Source organism: Mesorhizobium sp. WSM4816 (assembly GCF_055811535.1).
This window is the reverse complement of record NZ_JBVVQR010000021.1, coordinates 13,044-28,046: the sequence shown is the minus strand read 5'-3', so window position 1 is coordinate 28,046 and position 15,003 is coordinate 13,044. Positions and strand designations below refer to the sequence as shown.

The window sequence follows — 15,003 nt, the reverse complement described above, 5'->3', positions numbered from 1 at the left end:
TCACGATCTCTCTTAAACCGCAGATGTAGCGGAACACGGCAGCGATGACGAGGGGGTCAGCCGCCGGTGAGGATGTCGAGGATCGACGTCTGCCGCTTCTTGACCGGGCCGCCGACATCGGCGGGCGGCACCGGGCGCTTGATCGATGCGGTGGTGCCGCCACCGCCCGGCATGCCGAAGCCGCCGGCATCGACCGTTTCGGCGGGACGCACGGCGCGAGGCGGCGACGCTTTTTGGGCGGACGGCGCGGATTGGCCAACCGAAGCGGACGGCACCGGCGCCGGTTGCGCCGTGTTGGGCGGTAATTCGTCCTGCACGATCATATCGGCAGGCGTCGACCGCCATGTCCCGGGCAGCGGCCGCACCGGCACGCCTTCGTGCGCGGCGACCATGAACTCATGCCAGGCCTGCGCCGGCAGCGCGCCGCCGGTGACCTTCTTCATCGGACCGCCATCGTCATTGCCGAACCAGACTCCGGTGGTGAGATTGGCGGTATAGCCGATGAACCAGGCGTCGCGCGAATTCTGGCTGGTGCCGGTCTTGCCGGCGGCCGGCCAGGCAAAGGCCGCCTTCCTGGCAGTGCCGATTTCAACGGTGCCCATCATCATAGAGTTCATCATGCCGACGATCTCGGGCTTGATGACGCGCGGGGCGCCGCCATTGTTGTCGTAGAGCACCTTGCCGCCGGCTGTCGTCACGCGGCGGATGAAATGGACATCCGGCCGGTAGCCGCCATTGGCGAAGGGGACATAGGCCGACGTCAGTTCCAGCGGTGTCACTTCGGACGTGCCTAGCGCGATCGAGGTGTTGGCCGTGAGGTCGGACTCGACACCCATGCGATGCGCCGCCTCGACGACCGCGTCAGGCCCGACTTCCATGGTCAGCTGGGCGGCCACCGAGTTCAGTGACTTCGCCAGCGCCGTCGCCAGCGTCACCTTGCCGAAATACTTGCCGCCGTAATTGGTGGGCGTCCATTTGCCAATTTTGATCGGCGCGTCATTGCGCACGCTGTCGGGCGTGCGGCCGGCTTCCAGCGCCGCCATGTAAACAAAGGGCTTGAACGCCGAGCCGGGCTGACGGCGTGCCTCGGAGGCACGGTCGAACTGGCTGGTCGAATAATCATAGCCGCCGACCATGGCGCGTACCGCGCCGGAATTGTCGATCGACACCAGCACGCCCTGGCTGGCATTGAGCTTCTTGCCGCTGCCCTCGATCAGCCGGCGGATTGATTGTTCGGCGAGCTTCTGCAGCGTCAGGTCGACGGTGGTGTCGACGATGATGTCGCCGCGCACGTCGCCGATCAGGTCGGGCAGTTCTTCCACGATGGCGTCGGCGACGTAGTTTTCCGAGCCCGTCCAGTAGGATGCCACCCGCGACGCCGGCGCGCTCATCGCCGTGGTCAGTTCCTTGGCGCTGATCTTGCCTTCGTCGCGCATGGCGACGAGAACAAGCTGCGAGCGCCGCTCGGCGGCCTTCGGGTCACGCGCCGGAGACAGTCGCGACGGCGCTTTCAACAGGCCGGCGAGAAGTGCGGCTTCGGGCAGCGTGACGTCGCGCGCGCTCTTGCCGAAATAGCGGCGCGAGGCCGCCTCGACACCATAGGCGCCGGAGCCGAAATAGACCCGGTTGAGATACATTTCGAGGATCTGGTCCTTGGTGTGCTTGTGCTCGAGCCACAGCGCCAGAAGCACTTCCTGCACCTTGCGTTCCAGCGTGCGATCGGGTGTCAGGAACAGGTTTTTCGCCAATTGCTGGGTCAGCGTCGAGCCGCCCTGCGAAAAACGCCCGCCGACAACGTTGGCCACCATGGCTCTGGACAGACCGATCGGGTCGATGCCCAAATGCGAATAGAAGCGGCGATCTTCGATGGCGATGACGGCCTCGGGAATATAGGTCGACATTTCATGCAGGCCGACGGCTTCGCCGCCGCTCATGCCGCGATTGGCGAGCAGTTTTCCGTCGACCGAGACGATCCTGATATTGGGCGCGCGGTCGGGGATGGCCCAGGTGGTGGCCGCCGGCATTTTCGCGCCGTAATAGACGACGATGCCGGCGGCGGCGATGCCGCCCCAGATGGCCAGCACGAAGCACCAGTAGGCCAGCCGGCCGAGCACGCCGAACAGGCCGCGCCGGCTTTTGCCGCGCCCGCGACGCGACGCTTTTGTCCTGGCCGATTGGCGCTTTGCAGAGGTGTTGCGGTTGCTCGGCACGACGCGATCCTCCTCGCTCACCGAAAAACCGGCCGAGGATTTCGCCCGCGGCGGTCCCTCGAAGCTCGGTTCGATGCGGCTGTCTCTGCGGTTCGCCATGCGCTGTGCTGTCTGTCCCGATGCCTGTCGCATCGGCCTGAAAATCGGTATCGATTTTCGGAAAAGCCGATGCGAAGCTTCAAAGTCTTAGAGCGCGCGTCCGAACGGCCGAACGTTGCTCCATGGCGTTCGGGGTGCAGAGTAGATGCGGCGATTTAAGGGCGGGTTAAGTCGTATGCGAGCACTGCCGCTCGACCGTCAGAGCGCGGCTCGCACAGCCTCACTGGCTTTGAAGTCGATCTGGGATATCACCTGAGAACCCTCGGGGAAGGGCTGAAATAGCGGATATGATGTGGCAAGGTCGTCGGCACCTTGGCCGCGCCAACCCAACGCCGCTCAATTCCGCTGGATCGATATTCCCTTGTCGTCGATCTTGAGTTCCACGCCCTCCGGCCTGGTTTGCTCGCGATAGACATAGATGCCGAGCGCGATGACCACGACGACGAGCGCGCCGATGACGAGATAGAGCATGTTCTGTTTCATGGCGCGCCCTTGATGTGCTTCGCAGGATCAGGCCTGCTTCACCAGCTTGATCAGCACGAGCAGAATCACCGCGCCGATCGTGGCGTGGATAATGGAGGCAAGTATGCCACCGCCTATGGCGAATCCCAGCCTTGGGAAGAGCAAGCCGGCTATCAAGGCGCCGACGATGCCGACGACGATATTGCCGATCAGGCCGAGGCCGAAACCCTTGACGATCAAGCCGGCGAGCCAGCCGGCAATGGCGCCGATGATGATGAAGACAAGCAGGCTCTCAGTACCCATTGCAGATCCCTCCCGCGCGAATGGTCGCGGAGCAGAAAGCTCCGAATCGACCTCCGATTGCAACAGGTCCAACCTATTGGAAAGAAACCGGCGCCGCCAGCGGCGTCATTCGCCTTCGTCATCCCCGGATGCAGGCCGCCAGCTGATCGGTTCGATCTTTCTTTGCGTATGACCGTCCGTATAGGCCCACCAGCCGGTGTCGTTCTCGTCCCAGTCGCCGCCGGCCGCTTTCAGCCGGTCGAGCGACCTGTACTGCGCGATGGATTCGTTCATCACCCCGTCGCTGTCCTTCCAGTAGACGGTGACCTTGGAGCCATCCCTGGGTGCTGTTTCGATTGGTTTTCTGGCAGCCATTTCATCCCCTCCATCGATCGATAGAACGTCGAGGCGAACACCTGGTTCCACTTAGCTGTGGGCGAAGATGTCTGCCTCATCCCAGCCCATCAGGTCGAGTTTCGCACGCGTCGGCAGGAAGCGGAAGCAGGCCTCGGCCTCCTTGCTCCGGTTGTCGCGCGCCAGCCGCATCGTCAGCACATCGCGCAGCTGGTGCAGGTAAAGCACGTCGGAGGCTGCGTATTCGAGTTGTTCGGGCGACAGCGTCTCCGCCGCCCAGTCCGACGATTGCTGCGCCTTCGACAGGCTGACGCCGAGAAGCTCAAAACAAATGTCCTTCAGCCCGTGCCGGTCGGTGTAGGTTCGGGTCAGCCGCGAGGCGATCTTGGTGCAAAACACCGGCTCTGGCATGACGCCGAAGGCGTTGTAGAGGACGGCGAGATCGAAACGGCCGAAATGGAACAGCTTGGTTATGCTGCGGTTCCTGAGCAGGCTGACGAGGTTTGGCGCCTTCTTCTGGCCGGGCGCGATCTGGATGACGTCGGCGGAACCGTCGCCCGGCGAGATCTGCACCACGCAAAGCCGGTCGCGATGCGGATTGAGCCCCAGCGTCTCCGTGTCGATCGCGACCGCCCCGACGTCGTAGTGCAAGAGCCCGGGCAGGTCGTTCTTGTGGAAGCGGATATCGCTCATCGTCTTCTCCGGTCACGGCCCATTCGTGCGTCCAACTGGGCCCGGCGTCGCTCTATCCCGTCCTCGCCGCGATCCGATGAAAAATCAACAGAAAGTTGCAGCCTGGCCCTCTCAGCGTGTCAGCGCGTCGAGAATGCGCGCCCACGAGCGCTGGCCCTTGTGGAAGGAACTCATCTCGTATTTCTCGTTCGGCGAATGGATGCGGTCATCGTCGAGCCCGAAACCGACAAGCAAGGATTCGATGCCGAGATAAGTCTGGAAATCGCCGACCACCGGGATCGAGCCGCCGCTTCCCGTGGTCACCGCCGGCTTCGGCCATTCGTCGGACAGCGCGTCCTTGGCCTTGGCGAGAAATGGCGAGTCGTAGGAAAGCTGGATCGCCGGCGAGCCGCCATGCGGGTGGAAATCGACTGAGCAGTCGGCCGGGATGCGCTCCCTGACGAAGGCCTGGAAAGCGGCGCGGATCTTTTCCGGGTTCTGCTTGTGGACGAGGCGGAAGGACACTTTTGCCGAGGCTTCCGCCGCGATCACCGTCTTGAACCCTTTGCCGGTATAGCCACCTATAATGCCGTTGAACTCGGCAGTCGGCCGCGCCCAGGTGAGTTCGAGCACCGAGCGGCCGCGTTCGCCGGAAGGGATCGACAGGCCGACGGGCCCAAGGAACGTCTCAGCGGTCTCGCCGAGCGCCTCCCACGACTTCAGGATCTGCGAAGGCGTCTCCTCGACACCGTCATAGAAACCGGGAATGGTGACGCGGCCGTCCTTGTCGTGGATGTCGGCCAGGATCCTGGCCAGGATGCGAATCGGATTGGCGGCAGCACCGCCGTAGAGACCGGAATGCAGGTCGCGGTCGGCGGCTTTCACCGTGATCTCCTCGCCCACCAACCCGCGCAGCGCGACGCAGATGGACGGTGTTTCGCGGTCCCACATGCCGGTGTCGCAGACAAGCGCGAAGTCGGCCTTGAGTTCGGCCGCATTTGCCTCGAGGAACGGCTTCAGCGATGGCGAGCCGGACTCCTCCTCGCCCTCGAACAGAATTGTGATGCGGCACGGCAGCCCGCCATGCACCTGCTTCCAGGCGCGGCAAGCCTCGACGAAGGTCATTAACTGCCCCTTGTCGTCGGCCGAACCACGTCCCGCGATCACCTGGCGGCCGGGCTCGATCTGCTTTACCGAAGGCGCGAACGGATCGCTTCCCCAAAGCTCGATCGGGTCGACCGGCTGCACGTCGTAATGGCCATAGAACAGGACATGCGGCGCGCCCGCCGGCCCGTCATGGTGCGCCACCACCATCGGATGGCCTGGCGTGTCACGCACGCTGGCGTCGAAGCCGATCAGTCTGAGCTCGGCCACCAGCCATTCTGCCGCCTTGCGGCAGTCTGCGGCATAGGATGGATCGGTGGAGATCGACTTGATCCTGAGCAGGCCAAACAGGCGCTCCAGGCTCTCGTCGAGATTTTTGTCGAGGCGGTCGAGGACGGGAGAAATTCTGGACATTTTTATAAAGCCTTTCGATTCTGAGCGGCAACCCTAAAGCTGCGAGGCAGAAACGAAAAGCCGGCGGTCGTTGGACCACGGGCACCGAAAGGCAAAAAAATGCCGCCGTGGTGGAGGGGGAACCACGGCGGCCTTTACTCGAAACGATGCGGCAGCCCGGAGAGGGGGGATAGGCTGCCGCAAGTGTCCGGGATAGGCGGGGGACGGGCCTTACTCCGGACCTCGGCGAAAAATGCCGATGGCGTTTATCTGTGTCTCCGAACGTGGCGATTCAAGGGCACGAAGATTACACTTTCGTAACATAGCCGTGATCGGATCGACATGTCAGGGATGTTGCCGGAACCGGTGGTTGAGGCCGCCTTTGGCATGGACCACGACGCCGCGCCGCGCTATCCCTTCGTCCCATGAAAAAAGGCGATCATCTCTTCCTTGTCGACGGCTCCGGCTACATCTTCCGTGCCTATCACGCGCTACCGCCACTGACCCGCAAATCCGATGGGCTGCCGACCAGTGCCGTGCTCGGCTTCTGCAACATGGTGTGGAAGCTGACGCAGGACGCCCGCAACACCGATGTCGGCATCGTGCCGACGCATTTCGCCGTCATCTTCGACTATTCGTCGAAGACCTTCCGCAACGACCTCTACCCCGAATACAAGGCCAACCGCTCGGCACCGCCGGAAGATCTGATCCCGCAGTTCGGCCTGATCCGCCAGGCGACCAGGGCCTTCAACCTGCCCTGCCTCGAGACGGAAGGCTACGAGGCCGACGACCTGATCGCCACCTATTGCCGGCTTGCCTGCGAAGCCGGCGCCGACACCACCATCATCTCCTCCGACAAGGATCTGATGCAGCTGGTCGGCCCTTCGGTCGCCATGTACGACCCGATGAAGGACCGCCAGATCGGCGTTCCCGAGGTGATCGAGAAATGGGGCGTGCCGCCGGAAAAAATGATCGACCTGCAGGCGCTGACCGGCGATTCGGTCGACAATGTGCCGGGCGTGCCCGGCATCGGGCCGAAGACGGCGGCGCAATTGCTGGAACAGTTCGGCGATCTCGATACGCTGCTCGCCCGTGCCGCCGAGATCAAGCAGGACAAGCGCCGCGAATCGATCATCGCCAATGCCGACAAGGCGCGCATCTCGCGTGAACTGGTGACGCTGAAGAACGACGTGCCGTTGAACGGCGGGCTCGATGATTTCGTGTTGCACCCGCCCGACGGACCAAGGCTGATCGGCTTCCTCAAGACGATGGAATTCTCCTCGCTGACCCGCCGCGTGGCGGAAGCAACCGGAACAGAAGCGGCTGACGTCAAACCCGTTCCCGTCATTATCGAGCGCGCCGACACCGCGCATGGTCCCGATATGGGGTTTGGCGTGCCGGGCGCCGCCGAAAGCGCGGCGGGCACAGTGACAGACGAAGCCGGGGAAGCGGTGCCGGCCACCGTCAAGGTGGAACCCAAGCAAGGCGACACCCCATCGCTTCTCTCGGCGCTTCGCTTCGAGGACGCCACCGCCAGCAAGATCGACACCAGCGCCTACGTCTCCATCCGCGACACTGAAGTGTTGAAGGCATGGGTGTCCGTGGCGATGGAGGCCGGCATCGTCGGCTTCGACACCGAGACCAATTCAGCCGATCCGATGCAGGCCGAGTTGATCGGCCTGTCCATAGCCACTGCGCCCGGTCGCGCCGCCTATGTGCCGCTCGCCCACAAACGCGGCAATGGCGACCTGCTCGGCGGCGGAGTGGTCGAAAACCAGGTTCCGATCCGTGAGGCGCTTGCCATCCTGAAGCCGTTGCTGGAGGACAGGTCGGTTCTCAAGATCGTTCAGGAGCTGAAATACGACATCGTCGTCATGAGCCGCCATGGCATCGATATCGCCCCCTTCGACGACACCATGCTGATTTCCTACGTGCTCGACGCAGGCACGTCCGGCGGCCACAGCATGGCGGCTCTGTCGGAAAAGTGGCTCGGCCACTCGACCATTGCCCTCAAGGAACTGGCTGGCTCTGGAAGAAGCTTCGTCGGCTTCGACCAGGTCGACATCGACAAGGCAACGGCCTATGCCGCGGAGCACGCCGATGTGACGCTCAGGCTCTGGCGGGTGCTGAAGCCGCGGCTTGCCGCCAAGGGCCTCGTCTCGGTCTACGAGCGGCTGGAACGGCCGCTGGTGCCGGTTCTGGCAAGGATGGAGCAGCGCGGCATCTCCGTCGACCGGCAGATCCTGTCGCGGCTCTCCGGCGAATTGGCACAGGGCGCCGCGCGGCTGGAGGACGAGATCTACCAGCTCGTCGGTGAGCGCATCAATATCGGCTCGCCAAAACAGCTCGGCGATATCCTGTTCGGCAGGATGGGCCTGCCCGGCGGCTCCAAGACCAAGACCGGCCAATGGTCGACCTCGGCGCAGCTCCTGGAAGACCTCGCCGCAGAGGGCCACGAGCTGCCGCGCAAGATCGTCGACTGGCGCCAGCTGACCAAATTGAAATCGACCTATACCGATGCGCTGCCCGGTTTCGTCCATCCCGATACGAAGCGCGTCCACACCTCATACGCGCTTGCCGCAACGACGACGGGCCGGCTGTCTTCCTCCGATCCCAATTTGCAGAACATTCCGGTACGCACCGTCGAGGGGCGAAAGATCCGGACGGCGTTCATCGCCGACAAGGGCAACAAGCTGGTTTCCGCCGACTACAGCCAGATCGAGCTGCGCGTGCTCGCCCATGTCGCCGAGATCCCGCAGCTCAAGCAGGCGTTTGCCGACGGCGCCGACATCCACGCCATCACCGCCTCGGAGATGTTCAACGTGCCGGTCGAGGGCATGCCCTCGGAGGTACGCCGCCGCGCCAAGGCGATCAATTTTGGCATCATCTACGGCATTTCCGCCTTTGGCCTGGCCAACCAGCTGTCGATCCCGCGCGAAGAGGCCGGCGCCTACATCAAGAAATACTTCGAACGCTTCCCCGGCATCCGCGATTATATCGACGCGACCAAGGCCTATGCCCGCGAATACGGCTATGTCGAAACGATCTTCGGCCGCCGCATCCACTACCCGGAGATACGGTCGTCAAACCCGTCGGTCCGTGCCTTCAACGAGCGCGCCTCGATCAACGCCCGGCTGCAGGGCACCGCGGCCGACATCATCCGCCGCGCCATGATCCGCATGGACGAAGCGCTGGAAAAGGCGAAGCTGTCCGCCCGCATGCTGCTGCAAGTGCATGACGAACTGGTCTTCGAGACGGCCGAAGCGGAGGTCGAGGCGACGATCCCCGTCGTGCGTCATGTGATGGAGAACGCCGCGATGCCGGCGGTGTCGATGTCGGTGCCGCTGCACGTCGACGCCCGCGCCGCCGACAATTGGGAAGAGGCGCATTAGGCTTCATGTGGATGTCCGCGGCCGACCAGTTGCAATCTGTAGCGATCCTTCGCGGCCCCCCTCTGTCCTGCCGGACATCTCCCCCACGAGGGGGGGGAGATTGGCAGCTTCGGCGCTGCAACATCTTGTTCCGTTGGAGATTGGCGAAAAGCCGGGATGATAGTGTCCTGAAGGTTCTGCAAAAAGCTTTGGAGAGAGAACAGCCCTTACTCTGAGGCGAGGGGCGGCCATGGCACGCTGGTGACGTTGCGATCACCGATTCCCGTGGAAGGGTAAGTGCCATGACCAAGCGAGACGTTAGACTGAGCAGAGGCGAGTTGAAAGCGTTGCTGTTGTCGGATGAGGACGGCTTCCGCAGAGTTTTGCAGACTGTCGTGCAGGAGGCTTTGGAAGCCGAGATGACGGAGGCGATCGGGGCCGAGAAAGGCGAGCGGACGACGGAGCGGGTTGGTTACCGGTCCGGCTATTACGAACGCAAGCTTGTGACGCGGGTTGGCGTGCTGGAGCTTCGGGTTCCGCAAGATCGGGCCGGCCGGTTCTCGACGGAGTTGTTTGAGCGTTATCAGCGCTCGGAGAAGGCGTTGGTGTCGGCGCTGGTCGAGATGTACGTGCAAGGTGTGTCGACCCGGAAGGTCAAGGCGATCACCGAGGAGCTGTGCGGCCATTCCTTCTCGGCCTCGACGGTAAGCCAGGCGACGGCGCGGCTGGATGAAGCCCTGCAGGCGTTCTTTGAGCAGCGGCTTGCCGAACCTTACCCGTACCTCATTCTGGATGCGCGCTATGAGCGGGCGCGCGAGGCCGGCGTGATCGCCAGCCAGGCGGTGCTGGTGGCGATCGGCGTCGACTGGGAGGGCCGGCGCCAGGTGCTCGGTGTCGAACTGGCCAACCGGGAAAGCCATTCGAGCTGGCGCGCGTTCGTGGCAGGGCTCAAGCAGCGCGGGCTCGCCGGCGTCGAGTTCGTCGTCTCCGACGACCATCCGGGGCTCAGGGCAGCGATCCGCGAAGTCCTGCCCGAGGCAGTCTGGCAGCGCTGTTACGTGCACTTCCTCAGGAACGCGCTCGATTATGTGCCGCGCAAGGTCGATGACGACTGCCTGATGGAGCTCAGATGGTTCTATGACCGGCGCGACCTAGCCGAGGTCAAGCGCGACCTGGCGCAGTGGATCGCCAAATGGCAGGCCAAATACCCGAAGCTGGTGGATTGGGTGGAGAACAACATCGAGGAGACGCTGAGCTTCTACCGGCTGCCGCTGCCGCATCACAAGCACATGAAGTCGACGAACATGCTGGAGCGGCTGAACCAGGAGATCAAGCGGCGCACCCTGGTCGTTCGCATCTTCCCCAACCCGCAGAGCTGTTTGCGGCTGGTTCGGGCATTGGCGGTGGAGATCCACGAGAACTGGCTCGAGGCGACCCGCTACCTCAACATGGATCATCTGCGCGAGCACAAGAAGGAGAACCTGAGGGCACTGGCCGCCTGAGACGCGGCCCGCCATGTCTGCCGCTCCGCTAAACACGGGGCTGCGCGGCGGACACGCCAACGTCACCGCTGAATGCCACGCCATTTTGCAGAACTTGACGCACACAACTTACCCCCACCCCTAACCCCTCCCCACAAGGGGGAGGGAGACTTCCGCTGGCGCTGACCTTGGCAACTTGCCTGGCTTCGGCGCCAAAGGGGAGAAATAAAGGCGCGCGGCAGCGTTCCCTCCCCCTTGTGGGGAGGGTTAGGGTGGGGGTCCTCTTCGCAAGAATCCCCCAACTTCACCATGCAAAAAAGCCGCCGGGTTGCCCCGACGGCTTCGTTGCCTGAGATCTTACCCGCCGCGCTTACTGCGCGGCGGAAGCCATGTCGGTCAGCATCGGGTCGGCGACCTCGACGCCCGACGCCTTGCGGCGCTCGTCGATGATCAGCTCGTCGCGCGAGGTGGCGATGCGCCGGATCTGGCTCATCGTGCCGCCGGTGCCGGCCGGGATCAGACGGCCGACGATGACGTTTTCCTTCAGCCCCTGCAGCATGTCGGTCTTGCCGGCAACCGCCGCTTCGGTCAGCACCCGGGTCGTCTCCTGGAAGGAGGCGGCCGAGATGAAGGACGGCGTCTGCAGCGAGGCCTTGGTGATGCCCAACAGCACCGGCTGGCCTTCGGCCGGCTTCTTGCCGTCCTCGACCAGGCGCTCGTTGACCTCTTCCAGCTCGATCACGTCGACGTGGTCGCCCGGAATGTAGGTCGAGTCGCCCTGCGCAGTGATCTCGACCTTCTGCAGCATCTGGCGAACGATCACCTCGATGTGCTTGTCGTTGATCGACACGCCCTGCAGGCGGTAGACCTCCTGGATCTCGTTGACGAGGTAGGAGGCAAGCGCCTCCACGCCCTTGATCGCCAGGATGTCGTGCGGCGCCGGATTGCCGTCGAGGATGTAGTCGCCCTTCTCGATGACGTCGCCGTCCTGGAGATGGAACGGCTTGCCCTTCGGGATCAGGTATTCGACCGGCTCAAGCGTCGAGTCATGCGGCTCGATGATGATGCGGCGCTTGTTCTTGTAGTCGCGGCCGAAGCGGATCGTGCCATCGATCTCGGCGATGATGGCGTGATCCTTCGGACGGCGTGCCTCGAACAATTCGGCAACACGCGGCAGACCGCCGGTGATGTCCTTGGTCTTGGCGCTTTCCATCGGGATACGCGCCAGCACGTCGCCGGGGCGAACCTGTGCACCCGGCTCGACCGAAAGAATGGCCTCGACCGAGAGCAGGAAGCGAGCGTCGCCGCCCTTCGACAGTTTGCCGACCTTGCCCTTGGCGTCCTGGACTACGATCGCCGGCTTGAGGTCGTTGCCGCGCGGCGTCGAACGCCAGTCGATGACCTCGCGCTTGGTGATGCCGGTCGATTCGTCGGCCGTTTCCTGGACGGAAATGCCGTCGACCAGATCCTCGAACGCCACCTTGCCCTCGATTTCGGTGAGGACCGGGCGGGTATAGGGATCCCACTCGGCGATGCGCTGACCGCGCTTCACCTTGTCGCCATCGTCCACGAAGATGCGCGAACCATAGGTGAGGCGGTGCGTGGCGCGCTCCTTGCCGGCCTCGTCGAGGATCAGCACGGCCATGTTGCGGCCCATGACCATCTGCTGGCCGTCGGAGTTGCGCACCACGTTGCGGTTGCGGATCTCGACCTTGCCCTCATAGGAGGCTTCAAGGAACGACGAGTCCACCACCTGCGCCGTGCCGCCCATGTGGAAGGTACGCATGGTGAGCTGGGTGCCCGGCTCGCCGATCGACTGCGCCGCGATGACGCCGACAGCCTCGCCCTGGTTGACCGGGGTGCCGCGGGCCAGATCGCGTCCGTAGCAGACCGCGCAGACACCGACCCTGACGTCGCAGGTCAGCGCCGAGCGGATGCGGACCGACTGGACGCCGGCCTTTTCGATCTGCTCGACGTCGCGTTCGTCCATCAGGGTTCCGGCCTTGACCAGAACCTCACCCGTCACCGGATGCGTGATGTCGTCGAGCGCCGTGCGGCCGAGAACGCGCTGGCCGACGGAAGCGACGACCTGGCCGGCATCGACGATCGGCTGCATGGTGAGGCCCTTGTCGGTGCCGCAGTCGACGGAGTTGACGATGCAGTCCTGCGCGACGTCGACCAGACGACGGGTGAGGTAACCCGAGTTCGCCGTCTTCAAGGCGGTGTCGGCCAGACCCTTGCGGGCGCCGTGGGTCGAGTTGAAGTACTCGAGCACGGTCAGGCCTTCCTTGAAGTTCGAGATGATCGGCGTTTCGATGATCTCGCCGCTCGGCTTGGCCATCAGGCCGCGCATACCGGCAAGCTGGCGCATCTGGGTGGGCGAGCCGCGCGCACCGGAGTGCGACATCATGTAGATCGAGTTCATCGGCTTTTGACGGCCATTGTCCTCGAACTCGACCGCCTTGATGCGGGCCATCATCTCGTCGGCGACCTTTTCCGAGCACTTGGCCCAGGCGTCGACGACCTTGTTGTACTTCTCGCCCTGGGTGATCAGGCCGTCATTGTACTGCTGCTCGTATTCCTTGGCCAAGGCCTCGGTGTCGGAAACCAGCTTGATCTTGGCATCCGGGATCAGCATGTCGTCCTTGCCGAACGAAATGCCGGCGCGGCAGGCGTGGCTGAAGCCGAGGGCCATGATGCGATCGCAGAAAATGACCGTCTCCTTCTGACCGCAATGGCGGTAGACGGTGTCGATCATCTTGGAGATGTTCTTCTTGGTCATCTCCTGGTTGGCGGTTTCGTACGGCACATTGACGTTCTTCGGCAGAAGCTCGCCGATGATCATGCGGCCGGGCGTGGTGTCGTAGATCTTCGACACGACCTTGCCGTCCGCATCGACCGAGCGGAAGCGGCCCTTGATCTTGGAGTGCAGCGTCACCGCCTTGGTCTCGAGCGCGTGCTGGAGTTCGCCCATGTCGGCAAACACCATGCCCTCGCCCGGCTCGTTCTGGTTGACGATCGAGAGGTAGTAGAGACCCAGGACCATGTCCTGCGACGGCACGATGATTGGCGCGCCGGAAGCCGGGTGCAGGATGTTGTTGGTCGACATCATCAGCACGCGGGCTTCAAGCTGTGCTTCCAGCGACAGCGGCACGTGAACCGCCATCTGGTCGCCGTCGAAGTCGGCGTTGAAGGCCGTGCAGACCAGCGGGTGAAGCTGGATCGCCTTGCCTTCGATCAGGATCGGCTCGAACGCCTGGATGCCGAGGCGGTGCAGCGTCGGCGCACGGTTCAACAGCACCGGATGCTCGCGGATGACCTCGTCGAGGATATCCCAGACCTCCGGACGCTCCTTCTCGACCAGCTTCTTCGCCTGCTTGACGGTCGAGGAGTAACCCTTGGCGTCGAGACGGGCATAGATGAAGGGCTTGAACAGTTCGAGAGCCATCTTCTTCGGCAGGCCGCACTGGTGCAGCTTGAGCTCCGGACCGGTCACGATGACCGAGCGGCCGGAATAGTCAACGCGCTTGCCGAGCAGGTTCTGGCGGAACCGGCCCTGCTTGCCCTTCAGCATGTCGGACAGCGACTTCAGCGGACGCTTGTTGGCGCCGGTGATGACGCGGCCGCGACGGCCGTTGTCGAACAGCGCGTCGACGGCTTCCTGCAGCATGCGCTTTTCATTGCGCACGATGATGCCGGGCGCGCGCAGCTCGATCAGCCGCTTCAGGCGGTTGTTGCGGTTGATGACGCGGCGATAGAGATCGTTGAGATCGGACGTGGCGAAGCGGCCGCCGTCCAGGGGAACCAACGGGCGCAGGTCCGGCGGGATCACCGGGACAACCTTCATGATCATCCATTCCGGACGGTTGCCGGACTCCATGAAGTTCTCGACGACCTTGAGCCGCTTCAGATACTTCTTCTGCTTGAGCTCGGACGTGGTCGAAGCCAGCTCCGAACGCAGGTCGCCGGCGATCTTCTCCAGGTCCATGCCGGCCAGAAGGTCGTGGATGGCCTCGGCGCCGATCATGGCGGTGAACGAATCCTCGCCATATTCGTCGACGGCCATCATGTACTCTTCCTCGCTGAGGAGCTGGTGCTCCTTCAGCGCGGTCAGGCCGGGCTCGGTGACGATGTAGTTCTCGAAATAGAGAACGCGCTCGATGTCCTTCAGCGTCATGTCGAGCAGCGTGCCGATACGCGACGGCAGCGACTTCAGGAACCAGATATGGGCGACCGGCGCGGCCAGCTCGATATGGCCCATGCGCTCGCGACGGACGCGCGACAGCGTGACTTCGACGCCGCACTTCTCGCAGATGACGCCCTTGTACTTCATGCGCTTGTACTTGCCGCACAGGCATTCGTAGTCCTTGATCGGACCGAAAATGCGCGCGCAGAACAGGCCGTCGCGCTCCGGCTTGAAGGTGCGGTAGTTGATGGTCTCCGGCTTCTTGATCTCGCCGAACGACCAGGACAGAATCTTCTCAGGGCTGGCGAGCGAAATCCGGATGGAATCGAACACCTGTGCAGGCGCCTGGGGATTGAAGAGATTCATGACCTCTTGGTTCATGCCGTTCT

The 15,003-nt window shown here is 63.4% G+C and carries 9 protein-coding genes; 2 read left to right on the top strand and 7 right to left on the bottom strand.

Translation table 11 applies throughout. The annotated features are described in order from the left end of the window. Positions 1-56: 56 nt before the first annotated feature. From AC0L3H_RS21000 to AC0L3H_RS20975, 6 genes are all read right to left on the bottom strand, one after another. On the bottom strand, positions 57-2,309 hold the full coding sequence (locus AC0L3H_RS21000; protein WP_473586760.1) for a transglycosylase domain-containing protein: 2,253 nt from the start codon (positions 2,307-2,309) through the stop codon (positions 57-59). Positions 2,310-2,645: 336 nt separating this feature from the next. Continuing rightward, positions 2,646-2,792: a hypothetical protein gene (locus AC0L3H_RS20995; RefSeq protein ID WP_027153083.1), complete on the bottom strand. Its 147-nt coding sequence runs from the start codon at positions 2,790-2,792 to the stop codon at positions 2,646-2,648. 27 nt (positions 2,793-2,819) lie between these two features. Further along, on the bottom strand, positions 2,820-3,074 hold the full coding sequence (locus tag AC0L3H_RS20990) for a GlsB/YeaQ/YmgE family stress response membrane protein (protein WP_023797416.1): 255 nt from the start codon (positions 3,072-3,074) through the stop codon (positions 2,820-2,822). 105 nt (positions 3,075-3,179) lie between these two features. After that, positions 3,180-3,428: a hypothetical protein gene (locus AC0L3H_RS20985; protein WP_473586759.1), complete on the bottom strand. Its 249-nt coding sequence runs from the start codon at positions 3,426-3,428 to the stop codon at positions 3,180-3,182. Positions 3,429-3,479: 51 nt separating this feature from the next. Continuing rightward, on the bottom strand, positions 3,480-4,100 hold the full coding sequence (locus AC0L3H_RS20980) for a ribonuclease D (RefSeq protein WP_128184720.1): 621 nt from the start codon (positions 4,098-4,100) through the stop codon (positions 3,480-3,482). Between the two features lie 111 nt (positions 4,101-4,211). Beyond that, a complete protein-coding gene (locus AC0L3H_RS20975; RefSeq protein WP_473586758.1) occupies positions 4,212-5,597 on the bottom strand; it encodes a M20/M25/M40 family metallo-hydrolase in 1,386 nt (461 codons plus the stop codon). A gap of 404 nt (positions 5,598-6,001) precedes the next feature. Between AC0L3H_RS20975 and polA the strand changes: the two genes are divergently transcribed. Further along, on the top strand, positions 6,002-8,968 hold the full coding sequence (polA, locus tag AC0L3H_RS20970; RefSeq protein WP_473586757.1) for a DNA polymerase I: 2,967 nt from the start codon (positions 6,002-6,004) through the stop codon (positions 8,966-8,968). A 281-nt stretch (positions 8,969-9,249) separates the two neighbouring features. After that, a complete protein-coding gene (locus AC0L3H_RS20965) occupies positions 9,250-10,449 on the top strand; it encodes an IS256 family transposase (protein ID WP_473586756.1) in 1,200 nt (399 codons plus the stop codon). A gap of 349 nt (positions 10,450-10,798) precedes the next feature. Here AC0L3H_RS20965 and rpoC read toward each other — a convergent pair whose 3' ends face one another. Continuing rightward, complete coding sequence (gene rpoC / locus AC0L3H_RS20960; RefSeq protein ID WP_091591775.1) at positions 10,799-14,995, bottom strand: DNA-directed RNA polymerase subunit beta'; 4,197 nt, start codon at positions 14,993-14,995, stop codon at positions 10,799-10,801. Positions 14,996-15,003 lie beyond the last annotated feature (8 nt).